Genomic DNA, 25083 nt, shown 5'->3' with positions numbered 1-25083 from the left:
ATCGCCGACACCACCGCCGATCCCCGCCGAGCTGGAAGCCGTCCTGAAGCGGATGCGGTTCCCGTACCTGCGCCGGGCGGCCCCCGAGGGTCCACCGCGAGACGGGCAAGACCCCGGCCTCCGCGCTGGACGTCGAACGCACCCGCCTGCACCCACTGCCCGAGAACCCGCACACGCTCGCGCTCGGCGAGTCCCGCCAGGTCCTGCGGGACCAGACCGTCCGCTTTGGCGGTCCGATACTCGACCCCGTCGGGCCTGGTCGGCCAGGAAGCCTGGGTCCGCGCGGACGGCGAGGAACTCGTCGTCGTAGTCGATCTCTCCCGGCTCGCCCACCGTCCGGAATGACGTGATCGTGACGAGCAACCTTCACCCGTCTGGATTCGATTCGATCATGCCGAAGACGCTGGCCACCGCCGCCGTCGACCGGCTTCTGCATCACGCGCACATCGTCCTGACCGAAGGCTCCTCGCTCCGGCTCACCCAAGCCACCAGCGGTCAGGGAGTCGTCCCCCTGGCGGCGCAATGATGAACGGGTCAAGCTGACCTTGCCTCGCGTGGGGTCAGCCAGCCGCGAATGCGGCCAGCAGAGTGTCGGCCCGGACCTCCAGTTCGGGGGTCAGAGCTCCCTTCACGCCCAGCATGACCTCATGGCCGCCGACCGCGCGGGCAAGCCGAACCTCGACCTCTCGATGCTCGCCGACCAAGGGATACGAGTACCAGCCGTCGGACCGCTCGTCGTCGGTCCCCTCGACCGCCAGTGCCACCGTCTCCCAGTCGGTGGCATCGAAGCCGTAGCCCACATAGTGCGACAGCAGCTCCAGGAACGACCGCAGGTTGCGTTCCCAGATCCATCCACCGACTTCTGTCATGGCTCCCCCTCCGTGCTTAGGAGAACAGCCTGTCATGAGCCGGCACCCGCCCACCCTACGCATGCGCTGCACTGTTGTTGAGCTGCCCGGGTGAAGCATTGTCATACCGGGCAGGGAGATCAACTGTCCGCCAGCAGGGACCAGAGCTGTCCGCCCACCCGAATGTCCTACTGTCCGTTGACAGTGCGCAGCCATGGTGAGTTTGCGCGACGGCTCCCCCGTTCTTGTCGCCGGGGACGTCTGCTCCCTCAGTGCGACATCCCGAGACAGGTGCCCTGACCAGCGATGGTGAGTGGCCAACGGGCCGCCACGCACTCACCACGAGGGCTGTTCCTCAACCGTGATTTCAACCGGGTGGCCGTGGTGAGCGAATCGGTGAGTGGTGCCGGGTTCCTTAGGGACAACACCGGATCACCTCCCTTTAGGAGTACCTCATGCCCCTACACCTCGCTCTCGCGGTGGGCCCCGCCGGGACGGATACGCGGAACAGGCCCGCACCTGCGCCCTCGTCCGAGGGGGCCTGATGGCCCTCCATGGCATCACCATGGCTTCCGCCCCCGGCGCGGCATGGGGCGTGATGACGGCTCTGGGTTCGCTGATGTGGTCGTGGGCGAACTGGATCTACGCGTATGCGTGGCTGCTGGGATTGGTCGGCACGGTGCTGGCATGCGGTTGGACGGTGCTGGAGCGCCGTTTGTCGGCTGCGGCGCTGGAGCGGCGCACCTTTGTGGAGCTGGTGCCGTCTCGTCAGTTCGAAGCGAGCGGTGAAGAGATCAGCCGGTTCGGTGCGCAGCTGATCCGGGCGGCCGGTGCGGGCCCGTGGTGGGCGCCGAGGTCGGCGCGGGCGGTGCGGGTGCGGCTGCGGGCCGATGGCGGTAAGCCGCTGACCTACCTGGTCGAGGCCCCGGCGTCGGCGCGGCATCTGCTGTTGCAGACCCCGTATGCCCGGGTGCGCTCGGAGCCGGTCCGGCCACCGCTGGCCAAGCGGCGGCGCAAGGAGACGGAGCACACGGTGCGGGCGGTGTTCGCATTGCACGGGGCTCCGGGGGCGCGGTTGCGGGATGTTCCGTTGGAGCCGGATCCGTTGCAGCCGCTGATCGACGCAGTCGCCGACCTTCGGGCGGATCTGGGTGATCTGGCTGAGGTGTGCCTGGACATGTCGCCGGCGTCGAAGTGGCGGCTGCGGGCCAGGCGCTGGCAGGTCGTGGACTCCGCGCGGCAGCACGCGCGGCGTGAGTCGCGTCGCGAGGCGCGGTGGATGACGCAGGACGCCGCGACGATGGAGGACGCGTTGGCGTGGCAGGTCACGAAGCTGACCATGCCTCGCGAGCAGCGCTCGGGGTCGGGGCGGAGCCTGCTGATGGCGCCGCGGCCGCCGCGGCTGGATCGGGATAAGGCGCTGGGGAAGCTGGCCGAGGACGCCGGGCTGGTGCGAGTGCAGCTGTTAGTGCGGTGCTCCTCGAACGTGGTGGGCAGGGCGGAGCGCCGGTTGCGGCACATCGAGGCGGCGCTGGACGTGTACGCGGCGCGGACCCGGTTGTCGTCGGCCGGCTGGTCGGTGGGCCCGGTGCGGGTGGGCCCGGACAGGTGGCCGTGGCGGGAACGGTTCGATGAGCGGTGGGCGAGCGGGCTGATGCGGCCCGGGCGTAATTCGTGGGCGCGGGTTGAGGAGCTCGCCGGGTTCCTCAAGCCACCGACGGTGCACGCCCGGTTGCCGCTGATGGCCAATGACATTCCGACGTTCGATCCGCAGGAGCTGAAGCAGGGGCTGGTGCCGCAGGGCTGGTACCGGGGTCCAGACGGGCGCGAGCGGCTGGTGGCGACCCGTGAGGACGACACCCTGTTCGAGGTGCAGGTCGGCAAGCCGGGTGGGGCAAGACGATGCGGGCTTTGTGTCAGGCCGTCGCTTCTGCTCACGGGGGGCGGGGGCTGGCGTTCGTCGATCCGCACAGCGACTCATGGACGACTGTCGCCCCCTACCTCGCTCATCCCGAGATCATGAGCCGGGTCTGGCTGTTCGACCTGACGGTGCGCCGGGGTCAGGACAAGCTGGCTTGCTGGAACCCGCTGGACATGAGGGGCGGACGGGCCGCGCATGAGGTGACGGCCGCCACTGTTGACGCGTTCGCCACCAGTCTGGGCTGGGGGGACGCCAACGCGCCCCGGGCCATCACGATCCTGACGAAGGCCATCGAGGCGCTGGTCTCGGTGAACACCAAGGCCGTCGACCACAACGCGCCGCAGTGCCAGGCCACGGTGTTCCAGATCCGCTCGCTGCTGACCGATCCCGGATTCCGCCATCTCGTCATCAGCCAGCTCGAAGAAGAGGCCGCCGCGTGGTGGACGACGTCGTTCACCGAGATCCCCAAGGACGCCCTGCCCACCGTCCTCAACCCGCTGGACCGCCTCGCCTCCTCGCCGGTCATCAGAGCCTTTCTGGGGCAACCGGTGGGCAGCTACGACATCCGTCGCGCGATGGATGAATCCAAGGTGGTGTGGATCTGCCCGGCCGGGACCGGGCCGACTGACCGGCTGCTGGTGTCGCTGCTGGTGCGGGACATGCTGCGCGCCGGCCTGTCCAGGCGTGACCTGCCCGAGCGCCGCCGCGCATCGTTCCGGCTGTACCTGGACGAGCTGATCTCCCTGGACGGCTCCGCGTCCACGTCCCTGGCAGAGATCACCGAACAGCTGCGCAAGTTCGGGGTGCGGATGCATGGCATGACCCAGCTCCTGCACCGGCTCAGCGGCGACGTGCGTACCGCGCTGCTGCAGAACGCCTCGTGTCTGTCCACGACCGCGGGCTCCATCGAAGCGGTCCGCTACATCACCGACGAGTGGGGCGACCAGGTCAGTTCCGCCGATGCTGCCGAACTCGACCGCTACCGGCACTGGGCGTCCTTCACCGTCGCCGGCAAGCGCGTCGGACCGCTGCAGATCAGGGGCCCGGAACTCAACGAGGTGTTCCGTCACCTAGCCAAGCGCGACCAGACGCGCGCCCTGCTCCGTGCCGCCCACACCAACACCGGCGCCACCACTCTGGCTGACCTGACCAAAGCAGTCACCAAACACGAGAAGACCGTCCGCGGCTTCCTCACGGCCCCTGGCCAAGACGGCACCGACGTCAACTCGAACGAACGGGAGCAGTACCGATGAGCGTTCCCACCACCCCAGCGATGATGACGGCCGCCGACTCGGCCGAGCCATCGGACACGGTGACACAGCACGCCCCAGCGGACACCGCGGCACACCGGGCGATGGCCCTGCTCGCCCAGCACCGCGTCATCACCACCCCTCACCTGCACAGAATGCTGGGACCGAACAAGCCACGCTCGTGGACATCGGAGTCACTGAACGCACTCCGGGACGACAAGCTGATCTCCTTCGCTGTGCTGCCCCGGTCCCGCGGGACCCGGCTGTGGTTCCTCACCCCCCGGGGCGCCCAGGTGGCGACCTTGTGGCCCGAGCTGCGCGGGCGCAGTGTCGTGCCTCCGGGCAACGCGACCGAGGCCTCGCTGCGGGCGCCGCACACCCTGGCCGGGGTGCGCGCGCATCTGGCGTTCCTCGATGACGCACGGGCCCGTGGGGATGAGTACGGGGCGCTGGACTGGGTGCCGGAGATCGCCCACCGGCTGCCGGACACCGGTGGTGAGGACCGGCTGATCGCAGATGCGGTGATGCACTACACGGCGTCCTCTCCACGGCGGTTGCAGTACCGGTCGTTCGTGGAGATCGACCGGGCCACAATGAGTTCGGAGCGCCTGGCAAGCAAGCTCATCTCCTACGCCCGGTTCCACGACTACACCCCGCAGCCGGTCGGACGCCGGGGGCTGGTCGGCGACCAGGCCGCGATGCTCGCCTGGCAGCGGTTCTACCCCCGCTTCCCCCGGATCCTGTTCATCCTGACCGGCGCCTCCACCCGGACGCTGCAGCAGCGCACCGAGGACCTGCGGGCCATGACCACCGAGCATCCGCTCGTCGCCACGCTGGCCGCCAAGGTTCCGCTCGGTGCGGCCGTGCTCGAGGAGCTAGAGGAACACGGGCCATCGGCGCCGGTGTGGACGCCGCTGTCCGGGCCGGCCGAGCGCCGATCGTGGATGGAGCTCTGATGGCGAAGCCACCGCGGCAGTTCGGCGGCAGCATCGTGCGGGGGCCGATGGCCGCCGACGCCTTCCAGGCCCACTTCACCCAGATCCACAACGCTCTCTTCCGGGACCGTCGTCTGTCCTTCAAAGCCAAGGGCATCTTCGGGTTGATCAGCACCCACCGGAACGGATTCGGCGTGAGCCAGGCCGCTATCTCCTCGTTCTCCACCGACGGAATCGCGGCCGTCGGCTCCGGGCTGAAGGAGCTGATCAGCTTCGGGTACCTCCAGCGCGAGCGGACGCGCAACGAACTCGGTCAGCTCGGCGAAGCCGAATACTTCATCACTGACATGCCAGACGGCCTGGTCCTCTCCTTCGATCCCGGCTGCGACCCCCTCGGCCAGGACCCCGAAGAGGTGGAGAGAATCCGCAGGTCGGAGCCAGGATGCAAAAACCGCGTCCTGGACCACAGCACGGAAACCCGCAGGTCAGAACCTAGATGCGATTTCCCTAGACAGGGTGAGCCAACACTGGAAAATCGCCTACATAAGAAGACCACTACTTCTAAGAAGACCAACAAGAACAAGAAGGATGCGGCTGCGCCGCGTAGCGGTGGGACGTCCGTCAGGACTTCAACCTCAGGTAGTAGCGCGCGTGAGGCTGCAAGCGACTACGCCGCGTCCGGCAAGACGCCCTCCTCCCCCGGCCTGAACTCGACACCAACCAGCCGGCCGAAGACTGCGCGGCCCGGGGGCAAGGGCAAGGCCCAGCACTCCGTATCTGAGCTGTCGGTGGTGCGGGCGGTGCGGGCCTACTTCCCGCCTGCCCTGCTGGAGGTTCTGCCGGAGCTCCCGCAGGTGTCCACGGCGATCCTGTCGGCCATGCGGAGCGACGGGCGGACCGTCGAGCAGCTCGGCGAGCGGATCCAGTACCGGTGGATGCATCACGGTTTCGCCGCGAAGTACGCCGCTGGGGAGCTGAGCAACCCGGTGGGCGCGGCTATCGCGCTGGTGCGGCCGCTGCGGCGCGGTGACCGCTACGCGTGTGCGGACGCTCGGTGCGAGAACGGGCGTGACGTCGTTACCGGTGTCGAATGCCGCCTGTGCGAGATCCGTATCGCCGACCGTCAGGCCGCCTGGGCGCCCCGGGCCCCCCGGAGCGGGCCCACGGGGAAAGCTGGAGGCCGGACGGGTCAGCTCAAGGACTGCGCGGAACCCTCGTGCCGGCAGCCGATCCCCACCGCAGGCGGGCCGCTGTGCTCGAACTGTCTGGTTGATGCCCAGGAGGCTCAAGAAGCTGCGAGAAGGGCGTCAGCCCGATGGGAGGCCGAAGCCGAAATGCCCGCTCTGCCATGCCGTGGAGAGGAGGAAGACGCGGTGACCGCCCGACTGCGTGCCCGGATCGCCGGGCAGTGGGGCACACAGGAAGAGTTGGCAGCGTACGGGTACGGGGCTGAGCTGTAAGTGAACAGGCACTGAGCCTTTTCCATCTTCACTCTGAGCTGGTCAGATGGAGGGTGAGGACGGCCTGGACGAGGGTGGTGATCCGGGTGGTCGAGCACCGTAGTTTGCGGAGGAGCCTCCAAAACTTGAGGGTGGCGATGGCCTGCTCCCCGAGGGCTCGGATCATTGTGTGAGACCAGTTCGCCGCCTTGGCCTGTGGAAAGGGTCTCGCCCCGCCGCACTGCCTCCGCCTGGGTGATGTGGATCGCCGTCACCGCTTCGCTCAACTCCCTTCGACCGCGCATCCCATGGCTCACAACGGGCCGTGATCGATAGGATGGAAAGGTCGAAACTTGGGAGGATCCGGCAGTGTCGTTGAGCTACTACGTGTACATCTCCGACAGCAAGGTCGACATGCTGTTGCCGCAGATCGACCCCGGATTCGGGGCCAAGCGTCAGACGGAGGTAGGCGTGAACCTCTCCGTGCTGTCGGCTAAGCGCACCACCGAGGGCCCGCCGAACGACCGGATCACCCGTCTCGAGGCGGTCGTCCGGTACCTCCGCGACCACGGTGACCTCGGCACAGTGGACGCACCGGGCCAGTACTTCTGGGGCTCGCTGCGGATGCGCTGGGGCTCGTTCCGCGATGACCCCGCGTCCTCCCTGGTGTTCTTCGGCGGGCGCAGCGAGGACACCGTCGTCGCCCTGGGCGGCTCGTACCGGCACGTGTACGACTACGTGCCGGACGCAGAGGCCCACGGCGTGGGGCGCTCGATGATGTCCTCCATGCTCGACGGCCTCGGGATCACCTCCGACCTGGAGGACGAGTACGTCGCCGACGCGGTGGACGGCGACCTCGACCACGTCGATCGCGCGGCGCTGGGCCGCGTTGAGCGGGCCGTCGCGCGACTGCGCTGGCCGGCGCAGAACGTCGAGTTCGTTGCGAAGCGGCTGCTGCACGGCGAAAGCCCGGACGGCACCGGCACGTCGGTGCTGCTCGGAACACCTCTGTACGCCGCCGTGGTGGACTGACGCCGATGGCCACCTGGCGCCGCGGCGACGTCATCCTGGACCTGTACGAGGTCCTGGATGTGGTGCGCACCGGCGGCCTCGGACTGGTGCACCGGGTCCACCACCGCGGCTGGGACATCGACCTGGCGGTGAAGACCCCGCGCCCGGCCGTCGTCCGCTCGCCGGACGGAATCGGGGACTTCGAGCGGGAGGCGGAGGTGTGGGTGGGGCTGGGCCTGCACCCGCACATCGCCAACTGCGCCTACGTGCGCACCCTGGAGGACGTGCCCAGGGTCTTCGCCGAGTGGGCCGACGGCGGCAGCCTCGCGGAAGCCGTCCGTAACCGGACCCTGTACGGCGACGATCCCCTCGCGACGCTGCTGGACGTCGCGATCCAGTCCGCCTGGGGCCTGGACCACGCGCACGAGAACGACGTCGTGCACCAGGACGTCAAGCCCGCCAACGTGATGCTGACCCGGGACGGCACGGTCAAGGTCACCGACTTCGGTCTGGCACGGGCCCGCACGGCCGGGGAGGTGGAGCCGTTCGTCAGCCGGGGCGGCCTGGACCCCGCCTACTGCTCGCCCGAGCAGGCACGGTCACCGTCCGGGCTCACCCCGGCCACGGACGTCTGGTCCTGGGCGGTCACCGTGTTCGAAATGCTCCTGGGCAGGCCGCCGGTGCGGGACGGGACCACCGCAGGCGACGCCTTCGAGGACTACACCCGCTCCCAGACGCCGGGCGCGATCCAGCGGGTGCCGGTCGAGATGCTGGACGTACTGCGCGAGTGTTTCGCGAAGGACCCCGCCGCACGCCCGTCCCGGCTCGGCCCGCTCGCCGAGCGGCTGGTCGAGGTGCACCGGCGCGAGGTCGGCCCCTATCCCCGCCATGCCCCGTCCGCGGCCACCCTGCTCGCCGACAGCCTCTCAAACCACGCGCTGTCAATGCTGGACCTCGGCCGCCGCGACAGCGCCGAGGAGCTGTGGACCCGCGCCCTGCGGGCGGATCCCCACCACCCGCACGCCCGCTACAACCGCGGACTGCACCGCTGGCGGACGGGTGTGATCACCGACGCGGAACTGGTGGACGAGCTGGAATCCGTGCGGTTCGGCGACCCCGACGACGGCACGTACCTGCTCGCGCTGGTGCACCGTGAGCGGGGCGACGCGCCTGCCGCGGCCGAACTGCTGCGGGACGCGTCCGCACGGATGCCCCACGACCAGCAGATCGCCGCCGCCCTCGCCTCGGTGCGGGTCTCGCCCGCCCCGGCCCAGTCCGTGCTGCCCGGGGAACACGACGACTGGATCACCGCCCTCGCCCTGACCCCGGACGGCACGACCGGAATCTCGGCGGACGGTTCTGGCGGGCTGCGGATCTGGGACCTGGCCACGGGGGAGTGCCGCCAGGAACTGCGGCTGGAGAACTACCGCGCCTCGGCACTCGCGGTCCGCGACGACGGACGCGTCTTGGTCGTCGGCGGCGGTATCGGGCGCGCGCTGGTGCTCGACCTCGAGGCCGCCACCGGGTTCGAACTCCCCGGCCACCCCAGCTGGGTGCTCGCGGTCGCGCTGACGCAGGATCAGCGGCACGCGGTCACCAGCGGGTACGAGGGAGAGGTCGTCACCTGGGATCTGGAGACCGGCGAACCCGTGGAGGTCCGGCAGTTCGAGAGCAAGGCCGACTTCCTGGGCGCCCGGGGCACCCTGTGCTGCGCCGTCGACCACACACGCCGGACGAGCTCGGTGCACGATGTCCGCACGGGCGCACTGGTCCACCGGTTCGACCACGCCTGCCTGAGCGTGCGGTTCACCGACGACGGCCGACTCGTCGCGGTCACCGGCGGAAGCATCCACGTCCGACTGGCCGACCTCGGCTCCGGTGATGCCCCACGGGTACTCAAGACCGGATACGGCCGGACAGCCTTGAACACGGACGGCACGGTCGGCTTCTCCAGCGGCGGACGCGCCGAGCCCTCACGGGTGTGGGACCTCACCACGGGCCGCTGCCGCCTCTCCCTGCAGGCCACACCCGACACCAAGGAGGTCGCGCTGAGCGCGACCGGGCGCCGCGCCCTCACCGCCGAGGGCAAGACCGTGCGCGCATGGCACCTGCCGCCCGCCGGACCACAGGCCCCCTGGAGCTACGTCCGCCCCCACCAGGCCAGGGATGTCACCGCCGCTGCCACCCGAGCAGCCGAACTGCTGGACCACGCTGCCACGCACGGCGCAGCCGGACGGCTGGAGGAGGCGGCCGAACTGATCCGCGCCGCCCGCGCACTGCCCGGCCACCGGCGCCACACCGAGCCCGTACGCCTGTGGCGCCGACTCGGTGCCCTCGGCCGCCGTACCGCACTCGTCGACGCCTGGTCCGCGGGCCGGATCGCCCCCGACGACGACCGGTCCTGGGCCCTGGAACTCAGCGGGCGCAGCCCCACCGCGCTCGCCCGCGCAGGGAACTCCGAAGCCTGGGTCTTCGACGTGGAGACCGGGCAGCTGCTGCACACGCTCAGCCTGCACACCGGCCGCCTCAGTGCCCTGGCGATGACCGCCGACGGCCGACTCGCGGTGTCCGGCGGCGAGGACGGCCGGGTCGTCGCCTGGCAGCCCCGCGACAGACGCATCGTCCAGCTGTTCACCAGCCCCCGCGACCACGTGTACTACGTCGCGGTCAGCGAGGACGGCCACGTGGCCCTCTCCGGGACCGCCGACGGCGTCGTCGCCGCCTGGGACATCCCCAGCGGCCGGTCCCTCGGACGCTGGGAGGCCCACCCCGGAGCCGTGCTGGACGTGGCCGTCAGCGCCGACCACCGTTACGGCCTCTCCCGCGGCCAGGACGTCACCGTGAAGATCTGGGACCTGCGCACAGGCGAACTGCGGTGGGTGCTGGGCGGGCACGAGGAATGGATCGGCGTCGCACGGCTGAGCGAGGACGGCCGCTACGTCGTCACCGGCGGCTCCGACGCGACCGTACGCGTCTGGCGGACCGCCGACGGACAGTGCGAGACGGTGCTCACCGGACACACCGATGCCGTGGTCGACGTCCTGCCCGGCGCGGACGGCCGGAACCTGCTGTCCTGCTCCGCCGACGGCACCGTCCGGCTGTGGGACGTCGCCACCGCCCGCTGCCTCCATGTGCTCACCGGACACACCGCCGCCGTGCGCGGCCTCGCCGTCACGCCGGACTTCCGGCTCGCGGCGTCAGGCGGCGAGGACCGCCAGGCACGACTGTGGGACCTGACGAGCGGTCGGGTCCTGCGGGCCTTCACCGGCTTCTCGGAAGCGGTCACCGATGTCGCGCTGGCCCCCGACGGCGCCCTGCTCCTGGCCGGCGACGAACGCGGCCGACTGCTGACCTGGGCCCTGGACTGGGAGTACGACTTCGGCTCGGCGACCGGGATGCTGCGCGCGAAGTCCGAGCCCGTGATCGAGGAACTGCGGGCCGAGGTCGCTGTCGAGCTGCCGTCCCGTGACGACAGCCGCCCGGCGCTCATCGAGGCGATGGCCCGTATCGGCGAGCGGCAGCGGCGCGCTGTCACCCGCACTATGGAACTCGCCGCCGAACTGGACAAGGTCCCCTCCCGCAACGACACGGGCTATCGCCTCTACATGCACTTCGTGGCCGAGGACTTGGCGAGCCGGGAACCCGACGAGACACCGGGCACGGCCGAGGCGCTCACGCTGCTGCTGAGACCGCAGGAAGAACTCAACCGGTACGAGTCCTTCTGGGCCAACCACTTCGCCCACCAGCTCCAGGACGACCTCGTCACGCTCGCCGAGGCCGCCCCCCTCCTGCACAGCGAGGGCAATCCGGTCGCGGCCGAGCGGACCTGGCAGCTCGTCGTCGACGTGCGCTCCCACCTGTGGGACGCCGGGCACGTCGAGACCCAGCGCGCGATGCTCGGCTGGGCCTCGGTACTGATCGATCTGCGCCGGCAGACGGAAGCCCTGGCCCTGATCCGGGCGGTGACCGCGGAACGCGAACGGGACCTGGGGCCGGACCATCCGGCCACCCTTGAGGCGATCGCGGCACTCGCCTCCCTGCTCACCGACAAGGGCGAACTGGACGAGGCTGAGCGGATGTACGACATGCTGGTGCCCCAGCTCGTGAGGCGCCGCGGCCCCGACGACCTCCAGACCCTGGAGGCTCGGGTGGGGCTGGCCCGTTTGCACCGTCGGCTCGGACGGCACAGTGACGCGGCGCAGATTCTGCGCGAAGTGCTGGTGAAACGGCGGCTGCGTCTGGGCGAGCACCACACGGACACCCTGGCCGTCCAGGCCGAACTGGACAGTCTGCCCGGGCCGGTACCGCCCAGGCCGACACGGAGGGGATGGAGGAGACGGCAATGATTGCGGACCGGTCTAGCATCGGCGCCCTGATCACCGGCAAGGCGTTCATGGCGGAGGTCGGGGCGTACTTCCCAGTGAGCATGGCCTTGCGCGGTGATGCGTTCGAGGCCGTGTTCATGATGCGGGAGGGCGACCTCGGGCATCGCACCAGCGGGCCCTACTCGCCGGAGCGGCTCCCGTCCGACGCGATGGGCTGGGCCCAACTGCGGACAGGGATGGGCATGGCGGGCTACTTCCCCTCCTTCCGGATCGAGGCCGGCGGAAACTGGCCGCGTATCCACATCGCCCTGTCGGGCACCTCCGTCCGCGGTCTGATCGTGATGCCGGAAGAGGTGACCGCGGAGGCGGTGAACGCGCCCTACCTCGGCAAGTGGCAGGACCAGATCTCCCTCGACGTACGGATCGGGCTGGACTACCTCGCCAGCTGGCTGGGTTCCTGTCACCACGAGGCGGGCGGCACGGCACCGTCGATCGATCTTGACCTGGTCTACCGGCCGTTCGACTACGAGGCGAGTCTCGCCAGGTTCGACCAGCCGATGCGCGAACTCATCCCTCCGGTGCACCCGGTCCTCGAACTGCGTTGGCGCTCGGCGACCCCGGCCCAGCGCAGGGCCTTTGTGAAGAACCTTAAGGGCGCCCGGAAGAGCGGCTCCCGGTCCGACCCGCGCTGGAGCTACAGTCTTGGCGGCATCGAGGTGGAAGTGCCGCGCTGACACGGCGGTACACCCTCCCGGCTCAGCTGATGGCCGGCCCCCACATGCGGGTCATCGCCGTGTTCTGCTCGTCGGTCTCCGGTCGGTACGACTGGAATGCCAAGACGGCTGACGGGTGCTCCGCCGCGTCCATTGCTCTCCTTCCGCAGCGCGACGGCACCCTGGATCCCGTTTCACTACGCGCCATCACCAACCTGCCGACCGTGGCCGCCGCCACCGCCCTACTGGCTGATGCCCCGGTGCGAGCGGGTCAGGTCGCGGGGTGGCTTCTGCTCGTCGCCAACGACTACAGCAGCAGGACCACCAGGCCCCGGTCCGCAGAGCAGCTCGCCCTCTACGCAGGTGCGGTGCCACATGCTTCTCGATGATTCCCGGGTCCGCATCGTTCACCAGGGCGCGTTCGGCCGGACACTGCCTGGCCGCCGGCCTCGGTCGCCCGCCTACCGATGGATTGACAGCCGGACCTTCATAAACGCTGGTCAATACGGGTATCGACCCGAACGAGTGGAACACTGCCGTGAATCTTCCGGGTACTCCGGCCATGTCGCGCAGGCATCAGTAGCCGGCACCGCCCTCAACGTCCATAACCAAGCGGGTTGTTACGGCGACTTTGCGTAAGGTACCGATTTAGACCGCCAGGTTGGTTTCCAGGAGATCCATCTGTCAGCGAGTCCACGGCGCAGGTCGTATCCACTCGTAGACATACGCATGGGGGACGCAATGACGCTCGCAGAACGGAAGAACGAAACAATTCTTCGCAAGCGAAACCGCCTCCGGTCGGCACCTCTGCTGCTGACCGCCCTTGCTCTGACAACCGCGGCCGGATGTAGCTCCGGTACGGACGCGGACGCCACGCCCGGCAAGTCGCCGGCTCCGGTAGCCACCACGCGTGAGGCCGCACCATCTGTGAACGTCGCGCAGGCCGCCGAGGCGGCGGCCGTGGATGCCTACAGGGAGTACTGGAAGGCGTTGGAGGCTCTGTATGCCGACCCCAGCGGCAACACGGACCAGCTCAAGAAGGTGGCTTCAGGAACGGCGATGGTGAACGCCGAGAACGACGCCAAGATGGCTCACGACAAGGGCAACCTGATCATCGGCAGCGTTTCGGTGACCGACTCCAGGGTCACGGCGTCCAACATCGGCCGGAAGGTTCCCAAGGTTGCTCTCAGCAGTTGCCTGGACATCACGAAGTGGGACGTTGTCAAAGCGCCCACGAAGAAGCCCCTCCCTCTGCCGTCAACTCGTCTGACGAAGTACGTCATCACTTCCACACTCGAGAAGTGGAGCCAGGGCTGGGTCGTCATCGAGGACAAACCGCAGGGGGAAGCGTGCTGACTCCGCACCGTCCGACGATCGCAGTCACAGCCGGCTTGCTGCTTGCGGGTTACGCCATGTCCGGGCAGGCAGCCGCGGATGGCCATAGTGGTGTCAGCGACTGCCTTCAGTACACGTGCGTCGAAGCCGAGACGCCCGGAAGGCCTCGTGGCCCCGGCGCAGGCTCACAACCCGATCCACAGGGCGATTCCGGTGAGCCGTCCGGAGACGGCGGGAGCATGATCCCGGGCCGGGACTGCACGATCCGAAAGCTGGATCCCCAGCCGGAAGCCGGCAGCGACCTGTGGGAAGGCCACACGCCGGGAGACGGGGCCATCTACGTCGCTCCGTGCACCGACACCTCCGCCGGGGCGACCAATGACGCTGTCGTCGGGCGAGTCTTCTGGGCCCAGGATCAGCCAGAAGCCATCGACCCGGCAGTTCTGGCACAGCGAGCCGTCGACAAGATGCTGCTCCGGGGCCCCGAAATCGGCATCACTCCGAAGCCTGGCGGTACCGGTGTCATCGGCATGCCGGTGTACATGTGGACCGCCACCGGTCCTGAGACGTTCGGGCCGAACAGCGCGAGCGCGAGCGCCGGTGCGGTCACAGTGACCGCGGTGGCGAAGGTCAGCAAGATCGTGTGGTCCATGGGTGACGGCAAGAGCGTCGTGTGCACAACGGCCGGAACGCCCTACAGGAAGTCGTACGGCTCGGATCCGTCACCGGACTGCGGTCACCGCTACACCCGCCCGTCGTCGACCCAGGGGTCCGGGAAGTACCACGTCACCGCGACGTCCACGTGGACGATCGACTGGGCCGGCGGCGGTGCCACGGGCCAGCTGACCGAGGTCCGCAACAGCGCCGTGGACATCACCGTCGCTGAGGTCCAGGTCGTCAACTAGGCCCTCGCGCCGAGCATGCCGGGCGCGCCGTCCCAGCTCGTCCGTCACCCCGCCCATGAGTACCTGCGTGTCCCAGGAGGCAGCAGATCGTGAGTAAGAACAGCAGCACCATTCCCGCGCCGGGCCATGGCACACAGGAGTCAGCACCGGGGCGTTCCTCGAAGCCGGTGGCCGCCCCTCGGATGGTCAAGCAGCGGCGGCGCCGTCCGGGGCTCATCGCTCTGTCTGTCGCGCTGATCGCGGTGGGCGGCCTGTCCGGCGCGGTGCTGTACTCCGCGTCGGGTCAGCGCACTGCCGTCCTGGTCGTGACCAGGGACGTTCCCGTGGGGACGAAGCTTACTCGGACAGATTTCAGTGAGGCGTCGGTTGCGCTGGATCCGGCCGTGAAGTCCGTGAAGGCCTCCCATGCCTCGGACCTCGTGGGGCAGCGGTCGGCGGTCGACCTGCGGGCTGGGTCACTCCTGACTGCGAACCAGGTGACGGACAAGTCGCTGGTCGGGCGCGGACAGCAGTTGGTCGGGGTGAGCCTCAAGCCGTCGCAGATCCCCGCCACTCGCCTGGTGCCCGGGCAGAGGATTCTCATCGTGAGCACCCCGGACTCTGATGCGGTGGCCACGGCCGAAGACAGCGGCCTCGAAGCGAAGCCGAAGACGCTGGCCGCTTCCGTCGTCGCGGTCGGGGCCCCAGCGACTGGGACGGGCAATATCGTCGTCGATGTCGCGGTCCCGGTGAAGGACGGCCCGCCGCTCGCAGCCCGGGTTGCGACGGGCAACGTCGCGGTGATCGTCGACGCTCGGGCTGGCAGCTGATGGCGGTCATCGCGCTGGCCGGCGGACTCGGCGCGCCCGGGGTGACCACTACAGCGATGGCCTTGCTGTTGACGTGGACGTTGGAGAGCGGGCACCGGGTGGTGCTTGCCGAGTGCGACCCGGACGGCGGCGCGATCCTGCCCGGCGCCTTGCAGGGAACCCTCGACAATACGCACGGCCTGCGTAACCTCTCACTCGCAGGCCGGCAGAACCAGCTGGGCGAGGCGTTCTGGCGGCAACTGGTCGACGTCACTGACGCGAGCACGCGGGACCGTCTCGTCCTGCCCGGCCTCTACGATCCGGCACACGCCTCGTCCATGGGGCCGGTGTGGGATCAGCTTGCTCACCTGTTCGCGGGAGTCGAGGAGCATCAGCACGACGTCTTGGTCGACCTGGGTCGTCGCGGAGCATTCGGCCCTTCTGGCGTCCTCGCGCAGCGTGCGGACGTTGTACTGATGGTCGCGCAGAACACGCTGCGCAGTCTGCAGAGCACAGAGGTGCGCCTGACTGCGTTGCGCGAGCAGGTCGGCAACGCCCCGGAGATGGGACTGCTTCTGGTGGACCGGGGCCCCTTTTCGAAGGAAGAGATCCAGAAGCATCTGAAGACCGACGTCGTGGCAACCCTGCCGTGGCGGCCGGCCGAAGCTGCCGTTCTGTCGGACGGCGCGAGCCCGCCGAGGAAGTTCGACACCAGCGAACTCATGCGCAGCGCCCGCACCGCCACAGAAAAGGCGCGACAGATGGTCGAGGTGCGCCGGGCGCGGCTGGGTCCTCCCGGGCACAACGGCCGGGGGGTGGCCGGTGCGCGCTAACCCGATCTACCACAACCCTCAGGTCACTCCCTTCGACGAACGCATGGCCGCGCAGAGCCAGGCCCGCCCCCACCCCGCACCAGGCCAGGCCCGCCCGCCGGCACAGAGCACCTCCAGTGGTCCTCGGCAGGTGGCCGTCGACTACGAAGCTGTCCGGCTGATCAAGAAGGAAGTCGGGGAGCGGCTCACCTCCCTGCTGCGTGCTGAGCCGGGCATGTCCGCCGCGGCGCAGGAGCAGCGCGGGCGGGCGCTGATCAATGAGCAGGTCGCGATCTGGTCGGACGCCGAGGCGGTCAAGCGCGGGGTGTCCACGACGCCGGACGAGGATGCGGCGATCTCGCAGGCGGTGTTCGACCTGCAGTTCCGGGCCGGTCGTCTCCAGACGCATCTGGACAACGAGCGGGTGGAAAACATCCTCATCAACGGCTTCCAGGACGTGTGGCTGGACTTCACTGACGGCCGCCGCGTCCAGGTGCCCCCGGTCGCCGACTCCGATGAGGAACTGCGCGAACTGCTGCGCGACCTGGCCCGCCGGACGACGGGCCAGAGCGAGCGCAGCCTGTCCACCGCGGACCCGTTCCTCGCCTTGCGTCTGGCCGACGGGTCCCGGCTGCAGGCCATCATCGACGTCACCCCGGGCACCTACGTCGCGATCCGCCGGCACAGCATGCGGCATGCGAACCTGGACGACCTGGTGCGGTTCGGGATGCTGGACTCCACGCTGGAGCAGTTCCTGCGGGCGTGCGTGCGCGCGGAGAAGAACGTGATGATCGTCGGCGGTCAGGCCGCCGGCAAGACGACATTGCTGCGCGCGTTGCTGAAGGAGATCGACCCGGACGAGCGGTTCGCCACCTTGGAGACCGAGTTCGAGCTGTTCGCCCACGAGAACGGGTTCCACCGGCAGGTCGTGCCGATGGAGGCCAGGCAGTCCAACGGTGAGCGGGTCGACGGCCACAGCGCGGGCGAGATCTCGCTGATGGACCTCATGTACCGGGCGCTGCGTATGTCGCTGGCGCGGATTGTGGTCGGTGAGGTGCGTGGGCCGGAGATCGTGGCGATGCTGCAGGCGATGACGAACGGGCAGGGCGGCAACCTCTGCACCTTGCATGCCATCCACCCCAGCGTCGTCTTCGACCGGATCGCCGAGCTCTATCTGCTCGCGCAGGCGAACATGTCCGAGCAGCTGGCCTACCGCCAGGCCGCGAACGGGCTGCACTTCATCGTCTTCGTGAACTCGATCGACGAGACAAAGATCGCCGGTCACCGCCACCGCTTCCTCTCCCACGTCGTGGAGGTGACCGGGATCGGTGAGGGCGGCCGCCCCGACACGAACACGATTTTCGGGCCGCGTCCGGAGTGGGACGAGCCGCGTGCTGTGCCGTTGATGCACCCGAGGTGCATCAACGACCTGCGCCGTGTCGGGTTCGATCCGGACCTGCTGAACGCACCGCGCGGGACCTGGCCCACGGTTCTGCCGCTCAAGGTCAGGGAGGTGTCCTGATGGGCGCCATGCTGTTGTGGGTGCTCGCGGGGCTCGCGCTGGCCGGCGGAGTAGTCGGCCTGGTTGCCGGGGTGATCGGCACGACGTCCCCGAAAGGCCCGTCCGTGGGAGCCCGGCTGCGAGCACGCACTGGCTACGCCGACCAGGACGCCCGGGCCCGCCGTAGGAACATGCTGGCCGCTGGGGCGGTCGTTGGCGGATTGTTGTGGCTGGTGACCGGCGTGTTCGTGCTCGGTGTTCTGGTGGTGCTCGCGGCGGTAGGGGTGCCGTGGCTGTTGGCGCCGACGAAGGGCGCTGCCGGACGGATCGGGAAGCTGGAGGCGCTGGGGGACTGGACGCAGCGCCTGAGCAACGTGCTGCGGCTCGGCCGGGGCCTGGACGAGGCGCTGAAGCTGTCTCGCAAGGGGGCAGCCGAGGCGATCGAGGATGAAGTCGGTGACCTCGTGGACCGGCTCCAGGTCGGATGGCGGTCCACGGACGCGCTGCGCGAGTTCGGGAACGCCCTGGACGATGTGACCGCGGACAAGGTCGTCGCCGCGCTGATCCTGTCCGCTGCCGACCGCGGCCCGGGTCTCGCCCAGGCGCTGGACGACCTCGCCGAGTCCGTCCACGAGGAAGTCGCCAAGCGGCGGGCCATCGAGTCCGACCGGGCCAAGCCCCGCACCACCGTGCGGTGGATGACCATCATCACCCTTGGTGTGATCGGCGCCGGCATGCTCGTGCCCAGCTACACCGCCCCGTACGGAACGGTCCTGGGCCAGCTTGTTCTCGCTCTGCTGGTGGCCGGCTTCGTCGCGGTTCTGGCGTGGATGCGGTCGCTGGCCGACACCAAGCCGATCCCTCGCTTCCTTGTCACTGACCCGCGCAGCCGCGTCACCGTCGCACCGCCTCCCTCGTCCGGTGAGGTCCCTGTCCTTGAGGAGGTCCTGTGATTCCCGTCGGCGCAGTCCTGACCGGCTGCACGATCGGCGCCGGCCTGGCTCTGCTCATCAAGGAACTCGCCCGCCCCGCTCCCGCCCTGGGCCCGGCCCTGCAGCGACTGAACCACCCCGCCCCTCCTCGGCCGGAGCTGACCGGCGCCGACCGGGACGAGCGATGGGGCGCCTGGCTCCTGGACCATCTCAGCCGGGTGCCGGGCGTGCGGGTCCCCTACCGGAATTTGGCGCTGGTCGGGCAGAGCCCCGGTCGTTTCATGTTGACCAAGGTCGCGCTCGGCGCGGGAGGTCTGCTGCTCCCGCCGCTGGGCACGCTGCCGTTCCTGCTGCTGGGCATGCCTTTCTATCTCCCGGTAGGCGTGGGGCTGCTGTTCGGCGCGATCCTCTGGTTCGCCCCCGATCTCGCGCTGCGCGACCAGGCACGGCGGGCCCGGGAGGAGTTCGCCCACGCCATGGCTGCTTACCTCGACCTGGTGGCGCTGCGCCGGGCCGGGAACACCTCCGCCGAACAGGCGATGGAGCAGGCCGCACAGGTGGGTGAGGGGTGGGCGTTCGTCCGGATCCAGGAGGCGCTGGCCCGCTCCCGGGTCGACAAGGTGCCGCACTGGGAGTCCCTGGAGCGGATCACCCAGGAACTCGATCTGCCGGTGCTGGACGACCTTGCCGCGATCATGCGGCAGTCCAGCGATGACGGGGCGTCCGTCTACGCGACGTTGCGCTCCCGCTCGAAGAATCTGCGCACCGAGCTGCTGTCCGACCAGGCCACCGAGGCCAACGCCGACAGCGAGAAGATGACCGCGCCCGGAGCTCTGCTCGCGGTGCTGGTCATGCTCCTCATCGCTTTTCCCGCAGTCATCCGCATCCTCAACACCTGAATCGAAGGAGACATCGTCATGCGCAAGCTCACCGTCAGAATGTCCGGCGCCGGTCAGTGGCTCCGTGGCCGTATCGAGCAGTGCCGGGCCCAGGGCGAGGACCGCGGCGACATCAGCATCACCACCGTCATCATCTGGGTGGCCGCGGTCGCCGGCGCTCTGCTCATCGCGGGCACGATCGCCGTGGTCGTCTCGAAGTACAACGGCATGCTCACCGGTATCTGATCAGCACGTGAACAGGACTGCGGCAGTGATACAGCGCTGGGCAGCCACCGCCCAGGCCCGGTTGCGGGCACAAGGGGACCGAGGTGAGTCTTCAATCCAGATGGCGATCGTGTTCCCGTTCGTCATCCTGCTCACGATCACCGCGGTGCAAGTGGGGATGCAGTACTACGCACGCAACATCGCGCTGACCGCTGCCCGCGAAGGCGCCTCCGCCGGACGGGTCCACCAGGCTTCCCCCGGCGAGGGGGCGGCCCGGGCCCGGGAGACGCTCGGCCGGATCGCCGGGGACAGCCTGCGCGGCGCCGGAGTCAGCACAGCAGGGAGCAGCGAGGAGACGATGAAGGTCACCGTGACCGGCCGGGCCGTGTCCCTCGTTCCGGGGATCCCTGGTCTGCTGATGTCGCAGTCGGCGACCGGGGCCCGTGAACGCTGGACCACGCCATGAGCGCCCGGGGCCGTGTCCGGTCATGGTTCCGCCTGCTCGCGGGCAGGTTGCGTGGTGATCGGGGCAGTGAGGCGATTCAGGCGGCGATCGTGACGCCGCTGTTGATCGCGTTCGTGTGTATGGGGGTTGCGGCGGGGCGTCTGGTGACGTCGGGCAGCAAGATCGACGCTGCTGCGGAGGACGCTGCCCGAGCGGCATCCATCGAGCGCACCTACGGCGACGCCACCGCGGCCGCGTCCTCTGCCGCGGCTCGCTCGCTCGATGACCAGGGGATCAAGTGCGCGTCGAAGAGCGTGTCCGTGGACGCCTCTGGGCTGAACATGCCGATCGGGCAGGTCGGCTACACCACCGTCACCGTGCACTGCACCGTGACGTTTTCCGATCTGCTGCTGCTCGGCGCCCCGGGATCCAAGACGCTCTCCAGCACTTTCAGTTCAGTGGTCGACGCCTATCGCTCCCGGGAGGGCTGAGATGCCGAGAAGACTCCTCGCCCCGTCGAGCCGTCGCGTTGCGCTCTCGAGCCGGCTGCGGTGCGATGACGGCGGAGTCGTCGTGTACGTCGCGGTCTCTGTGGTCGCGCTGCTCGGCATCATCGGGCTGGTGCTGGACGGCGGGGGCAAGCTCCGCGCGACAGAGCGGGCGGATGCTGTCGCGTTTGAAGCGGCCCGGGCCGGCGGCCAGGCCATCGACCCCGCTGCGGCGGTCAGCGGTGACGCGATCCATGTCGACCCGCAGGCCGCCGCGGCTGCCGCCTACGCCTACCTCGGCCGTGCCGGTGTCAGCGGCAAGGTGACCTTCACCGACAACAACGCGAAGGTCGTCGTCACGGTCACTGACTCCTACGAGACCCGTTTCCTCCCCGTGGTCGGTGTCGGCTCCATGGCGGTGTCCGGACACGGGTCCGCGACGCTCCTGCACCAGGCCGACTGACACCCGTACGACTTCACAAGAAGGGCGCCTTCCATGCCAGAGTCCCCCACCGGCCTGACCCGCCGTCCGGCCAGACCGGCCCGCCGTAAGGGGGCTGGGCTTCTGGCCGTGGTGCGGGCCCTGATCAGTCTGGCGGTGCTGGTGGCGCTGCTGGCCGGTCTGCCCATGCTCCTGTGGTGGGCGACCGGCGTGGTCGCCCCGGCCGGAATCGACGCGCTCGGCAGCTTGCTGTCGACACAGGATTCCGGACAGGTCTTCCTCCTGGTCCTCGCCGCGGCGGGCTGGGTGGGGTGGGCCATGTTCGCCCTGTCCGTCTTGGTCGAGATCCCCTCTCAACTGCGCGGGCGCACCGCCCCGCAGTTGAAGATGCTGGTCGGTCAGCGCGCCGCCGCAGCCCTGGTCGGTGCCGTCCTGCTAGCCCTGCCGACCGGGACCGCGCTCGCTGCCTCCGCCAGTCCCGCGAGCGCATCCCCCGCAGTCACCGCTACAGCGACACCGAGCCAGTCCAGCACCACCGCCGGGCAGCACGCGGTGAACCAGAGCGATGCGGACGCGCGCCAGCAGGTCACGCACACCGTGGTCAACGCCAAGCCCGCCGAGAGCCTGTGGTCGATCGCCCAGGACCGGCTCGGTGACGGCAACCGGTGGGAAGAGATCGCCACGCTCAACGACGGCCGCACCATGGCCGACGGCCAGGACTTCCGTGCGGACGCGCCGATCCACCCCGGGTGGGTCCTCCACCTGCCTGACGATGCCCGCCCCGCCTCACCCGCGGCCGGGCCGCCTGCCGAGGCCGAGGCCGACGACTCAACCGGGCTCCAGACACAGAGCGCCGGCAAGGAAGCCGCCGGAGGACCGGAGTACGTGGTGGCGGCGGGCGACAGCCTCTCGACGATCGCCACGGCCGAGCTCGGCGACGAGTCGAAGTATCCGCAGATCTTCGAACTCAACAAGGGCGAAGAACAGCCTGGCGGGGGGCACTTCACCGACCCGGATCAGATCTTCCCCGGACAGAGCCTGTCCCTCCCCTCCCCCACGGCCGCCCCACATGACCCGTACGCAGGAGCGGGAGAGCAGCAGAGTCCGAACACGCCGGCTCCGCAAACTCCCGACAGGCCGGAGAAGCCGGACGAGGCACAGCAGCCGGACAGCGACGAAGCGCCAGCTGAGAGCGGGACGGCTGAACCGTCGGCCCCTGCCCCGAGTACCGCGGCGCCGGATCCCACGACCGCTCCCGCCCCGGGCGCTTCCGCCTCCCGGCCGAGCGCCGAGCCGTCTCGGGAGAGCACCCCGCCGGCACAGAGCAGCACGCCGAGTTCCGTGCCGCCGCAGGCTGCGCCGTCCGCAGCCGCGGATGCAGAGAAGGTCGAGGCCGCGGACGACTCCGTGCAGCAGGTGGCGTTGGTCGCGGGGATCGGTGCCTTGCTGGCCGCTTCCCTCGCAGGTGCACTCGGGGTGAAGCGGATCCTGCAGCAGCGACGTCGCCGGGCGGGCGAGAGGATCGCGATCGACTCCGATCCGTCGCTGCTGGAGCAGATCTTCCACACCAGTGGGGAGCCCGCCAGCGGCGCGCTGCTCGACCTCGCGCTGCGGACTCTGGCCGGCCCGGCCGGTGCCGACACCCAGCTGCCCCTCGTACGCGGAGCCCGCATCACCGGGCGGACCGTCCATCTGCTGGTCGAGGACAAGTCGGTGACACCCCTGGCTCCGTTCACGGCCGGTGAGGAGCCGGGTGTGTGGGTGCTGGATCCGAAGGCCGTGCTGCTGGACGAGGAAGCCGCCGCGCAGCTCCCCGCCCCCTACCCGGGGCTCGTGACACTGGGAGCCACCGAGGACGGCGACCTGCTCCTGGCCAACCTGTTGAACCGGGTGCTGCTCCTGGACGGGGAGCCGGACGACGTCCTGGCCGTCACCCGGGCGCTGGCGCTGGAAGCCGGGACGTGCGGCTGGAGCGATCACACCGAGATCATGACCGTCGGGCTCGGCAGCCGCCTGGCCACCCTGCTGCCCAAGGGCCGGGTGCGGACCATGCCGAAGCTGCAGTCCGTCGTGGCTGATCTCGGCAGCCTGCTCGTCGAAGTCCACCAGCACGACGAAAACGCGCCCAACCCGCTCCCCTGGATCCTGATCTGCGCCAGGGACGCCGACGGCGACCAGGTCTGGCAGCTCGCCGACGCGGTCTCCGCGGCACGCACGCTCCCCATCGCCGTCGTCCTGCCCGCCAACGACGCAACCCGCCAGGCCTTCCCCGACGCCGAGACAATCCCGACCGCACCAGACACCCCCGTCACGGTCCCTGACCTCGCCGGCACGCCCCTCGTGTTGCAGCGGCTCACCGACGAGCAGTACCGCGAGTTCATCCACGCCCTGGAAGTGACCGACGAACCCGCCCTCCCCGCTACCGGGGCCTGGAAACTGTCCGAAGACCACACCCACGCCGCGGGCGACCCCCTGACCGGCCCCCACACCTTCGACCAGGACGAGGGGAGCACCGACCCCGGCAACCCGTTCCCCGCACTCCTCGCCTCCGCCAACAGCGACACGAACGGCGACGCCGTGGAGGCCTCCGCCGAAGCCGGGTCGCAGGACGGCCAGGGCGAATCCGAGAGCCGGGCGGTGCCGGAGCAGGCAGCCCGGCCGGACGGCGATCACACCGATGACCAAGCCGAAGACCCGGCGGCGCCTGAGATCCGCGTGCTGGGCACGCTGCAGGTCAGCGGCATCAGCAGCTCCGGCCACGGCCCCAAGGTCGGGGCACTCGCCGCGCTGATCTACCTGCGCCCCGGCCGCAGCGCCGACTCCCTGTGCACGGCAATGGACCCGGTGAACCCGTGGTCGACCCGCACCCTGCAGTCCCGCCTCTCCGAGATCCGCTCCCGCTTCGGTACCGCCGCCGACGGGCAGCCGTACCTGCCCCGCCCGAAAAACGGCTACGCGTTCCGCACCGGTATCCGCTGTGACTGGGACCGCTTCCAGGAGCTCGCCACACGCGGCCTGACCGCCGGCCCCGACACCGGGATCCGCGACCTTGAGAACGCGCTCGGCCTGGTCCGCGGCAAGCCGTTCGAGGGCCAGGACTACCCGTGGGCCGACTCCATCCAGCACGAGATCATCTCCCGCGTCGTCGACATCGCACACACGCTCGCCGCCTGGCTCTCCGAAGGCGACGACCCCGACATGGACGCCGCCCGACACGCGGCGCTCCGCGGCCTGGACGTCGATGAGACGTCCGAGGTCCTCTACCGGGACTGGATGCGCATCGAGTGGGCCACCGGCAACACCGCCGGAGTCCGCAAGGCCATCGCCCGCCTCCAGCAGGTCGCCCGCACCTACGACATCTCCCTCGAACCCCTCACCGAACAGGTCATCGACCTCGTCCTGTCGGAGTCTCCCCAGCAGGTCTCCGTGAGCTGACCAGCCTTTCACGCCGATTGTTTCCGGTCAGTCTCTGCCCTCTGGCTGATTCCAGTGCCATGCTGATCCCGCATGGAACCCGGACTACCCCCGAGACCAGGTCCCAGCAAAAACCCCGCCTGCCCGCTCCGGGGAGGCGGGGCTTGCCGCCCCGCCCTGCCTCCCCACGGGAGGGCCCCTGCACGTTGTACTCCGAGGCGGCCAAACTCGCCCTCTTCCACGGCTGCCACGTACAGGCCGCCGGCGAAGTCGGTAGCGGTGTCCTTATCGAACGGGCCGAGGTCCCAGGTGCCCATGTGATCTCCTCGCATAGCGGTCCGGGGATTTGCGCACCGGCCGCGGACAGTGCCGGCCGGGCGTGCCCCTCGCTGCGCGGTTAGGGCAGACCTACGAGCCCCCAGCCCCGGCGGGCCGCTTCCGCGGTCACGTCGCCCCATTCATGGAGCAGCGCGGTG

General features: G+C 69.6%; 21 protein-coding genes and 2 pseudogenes. 21 read left to right on the top strand and 2 right to left on the bottom strand.

Annotation, left to right across the window (positions count from 1 at the left end; genetic code table 11):
• Window positions 1-346: 346 nt before the first annotated feature.
• Window positions 347-526: pseudogene (locus ACFWFI_RS02850) on the top strand (ATP-binding protein); the annotation flags it as partial.
• A gap of 34 nt (window positions 527-560) precedes the next feature.
• On the opposite strand, the gene ACFWFI_RS02845 reads toward ACFWFI_RS02850, so the two are convergent.
• Window positions 561-869, bottom strand: a complete 309-nt coding sequence (locus ACFWFI_RS02845; protein WP_387384675.1) for a hypothetical protein — start codon at window positions 867-869, stop codon at window positions 561-563.
• A gap of 523 nt (window positions 870-1392) precedes the next feature.
• On the opposite strand from ACFWFI_RS02845, the gene ACFWFI_RS02840 reads away from it, so the two are divergent.
• Genes ACFWFI_RS02840 through ACFWFI_RS02825 form a run of 4 tightly spaced genes read left to right on the top strand, consistent with a single transcriptional unit; the run spans window position 1393 to window position 6414 of the window.
• On the top strand, window positions 1393-2871 hold the full coding sequence (locus ACFWFI_RS02840; RefSeq protein ID WP_387384673.1) for a hypothetical protein: 1479 nt from the start codon (window positions 1393-1395) through the stop codon (window positions 2869-2871).
• Complete coding sequence (locus tag ACFWFI_RS02835) at window positions 2868-4022, top strand: type IV secretory system conjugative DNA transfer family protein (RefSeq protein WP_387384671.1); 1155 nt, start codon at window positions 2868-2870, stop codon at window positions 4020-4022. Before ACFWFI_RS02840 ends, ACFWFI_RS02835 begins: the two co-directional genes overlap by 4 nt.
• Window positions 4019-4975, top strand: coding sequence for a replication-relaxation family protein (locus ACFWFI_RS02830; RefSeq protein ID WP_387384670.1), 957 nt, complete (start codon window positions 4019-4021; stop codon window positions 4973-4975). Before ACFWFI_RS02835 ends, ACFWFI_RS02830 begins: the two co-directional genes overlap by 4 nt.
• Before the next feature lie 47 nt (window positions 4976-5022).
• A complete protein-coding gene (locus tag ACFWFI_RS02825) occupies window positions 5023-6414 on the top strand; it encodes a hypothetical protein (RefSeq protein WP_387384668.1) in 1392 nt (463 codons plus the stop codon).
• Between the two features lie 28 nt (window positions 6415-6442).
• Here the strand turns inward: ACFWFI_RS02825 and ACFWFI_RS02820 are convergent.
• Window positions 6443-6629 (bottom strand): annotated as a pseudogene (locus ACFWFI_RS02820) (IS5/IS1182 family transposase); the annotation flags it as partial.
• Window positions 6630-6762: 133 nt separating this feature from the next.
• Between ACFWFI_RS02820 and ACFWFI_RS02815 the strand changes: the two are divergent.
• From ACFWFI_RS02815 to ACFWFI_RS02740, 16 genes are all read left to right on the top strand, one after another.
• Window positions 6763-7425 carry a DUF7019 family protein gene (locus ACFWFI_RS02815; protein ID WP_387384666.1) on the top strand — a complete coding sequence of 221 codons (663 nt, stop codon included), beginning with the start codon at window positions 6763-6765 and terminating at the stop codon, window positions 7423-7425.
• 5 nt (window positions 7426-7430) lie between these two features.
• Window positions 7431-11750: a protein kinase domain-containing protein gene (locus tag ACFWFI_RS02810; RefSeq protein ID WP_387384664.1), complete on the top strand. Its 4320-nt coding sequence runs from the start codon at window positions 7431-7433 to the stop codon at window positions 11748-11750.
• Entirely contained in the window at window positions 11747-12463 is a 717-nt protein-coding gene (locus ACFWFI_RS02805; RefSeq protein ID WP_387384662.1) for a hypothetical protein, read from the top strand. Before ACFWFI_RS02810 ends, ACFWFI_RS02805 begins: the two co-directional genes overlap by 4 nt.
• A 29-nt stretch (window positions 12464-12492) precedes the next feature.
• Window positions 12493-12831, top strand: a complete 339-nt coding sequence (locus ACFWFI_RS02800) for a hypothetical protein (RefSeq protein ID WP_387384661.1) — start codon at window positions 12493-12495, stop codon at window positions 12829-12831.
• Between the two features lie 352 nt (window positions 12832-13183).
• Entirely contained in the window at window positions 13184-13798 is a 615-nt protein-coding gene (locus ACFWFI_RS02795) for a hypothetical protein (protein ID WP_387384659.1), read from the top strand.
• A gap of 218 nt (window positions 13799-14016) precedes the next feature.
• Window positions 14017-14682 carry an ATP/GTP-binding protein gene (locus tag ACFWFI_RS02790; RefSeq protein ID WP_387384657.1) on the top strand — a complete coding sequence of 222 codons (666 nt, stop codon included), beginning with the start codon at window positions 14017-14019 and terminating at the stop codon, window positions 14680-14682.
• Between the two features lie 182 nt (window positions 14683-14864).
• Complete coding sequence (locus tag ACFWFI_RS02785) at window positions 14865-15491, top strand: SAF domain-containing protein (RefSeq protein WP_387384655.1); 627 nt, start codon at window positions 14865-14867, stop codon at window positions 15489-15491.
• The gene (locus ACFWFI_RS02780) at window positions 15491-16303 is read left to right on the top strand and encodes a hypothetical protein (RefSeq protein ID WP_387384653.1); all 813 of its coding nucleotides are present in this window, start codon (window positions 15491-15493) and stop codon (window positions 16301-16303) included. Before ACFWFI_RS02785 ends, ACFWFI_RS02780 begins: the two co-directional genes overlap by 1 nt.
• Complete coding sequence (locus tag ACFWFI_RS02775; protein WP_387384651.1) at window positions 16293-17804, top strand: CpaF family protein; 1512 nt, start codon at window positions 16293-16295, stop codon at window positions 17802-17804. The genes ACFWFI_RS02780 and ACFWFI_RS02775 overlap by 11 nt, the downstream gene beginning before the upstream one ends.
• Complete coding sequence (locus tag ACFWFI_RS02770; protein ID WP_387384650.1) at window positions 17804-18736, top strand: type II secretion system F family protein; 933 nt, start codon at window positions 17804-17806, stop codon at window positions 18734-18736. The genes ACFWFI_RS02775 and ACFWFI_RS02770 overlap by 1 nt, the downstream gene beginning before the upstream one ends.
• On the top strand, window positions 18733-19614 hold the full coding sequence (locus ACFWFI_RS02765; protein WP_387384648.1) for a type II secretion system F family protein: 882 nt from the start codon (window positions 18733-18735) through the stop codon (window positions 19612-19614). The genes ACFWFI_RS02770 and ACFWFI_RS02765 overlap by 4 nt, the downstream gene beginning before the upstream one ends.
• An 18-nt stretch (window positions 19615-19632) precedes the next feature.
• Window positions 19633-19839 carry a hypothetical protein gene (locus tag ACFWFI_RS02760; protein ID WP_387384646.1) on the top strand — a complete coding sequence of 69 codons (207 nt, stop codon included), beginning with the start codon at window positions 19633-19635 and terminating at the stop codon, window positions 19837-19839.
• Window positions 19840-19846: 7 nt separating this feature from the next.
• On the top strand, window positions 19847-20284 hold the full coding sequence (locus ACFWFI_RS02755) for a TadE family protein (RefSeq protein WP_387384644.1): 438 nt from the start codon (window positions 19847-19849) through the stop codon (window positions 20282-20284).
• Window positions 20281-20754 carry a TadE/TadG family type IV pilus assembly protein gene (locus ACFWFI_RS02750; RefSeq protein WP_387384642.1) on the top strand — a complete coding sequence of 158 codons (474 nt, stop codon included), beginning with the start codon at window positions 20281-20283 and terminating at the stop codon, window positions 20752-20754. Before ACFWFI_RS02755 ends, ACFWFI_RS02750 begins: the two co-directional genes overlap by 4 nt.
• 1 nt (window position 20755) lies before the next feature.
• The gene (locus ACFWFI_RS02745) at window positions 20756-21214 is read left to right on the top strand and encodes a hypothetical protein (RefSeq protein WP_387384640.1); all 459 of its coding nucleotides are present in this window, start codon (window positions 20756-20758) and stop codon (window positions 21212-21214) included.
• Between the two features lie 33 nt (window positions 21215-21247).
• The gene (locus ACFWFI_RS02740) at window positions 21248-24628 is read left to right on the top strand and encodes a LysM peptidoglycan-binding domain-containing protein (protein ID WP_387384639.1); all 3381 of its coding nucleotides are present in this window, start codon (window positions 21248-21250) and stop codon (window positions 24626-24628) included.
• Window positions 24629-25083: the final 455 nt, after the last annotated feature.

Source organism: Streptomyces sp. NPDC060209, assembly GCF_042728155.1.
Classification (GTDB): Bacteria; Actinomycetota; Actinomycetes; order Streptomycetales; family Streptomycetaceae; genus Streptomyces.
Note: the sequence above shows the minus strand (reverse complement) of the source record. Positions and strands in the feature narration are given on the sequence as shown.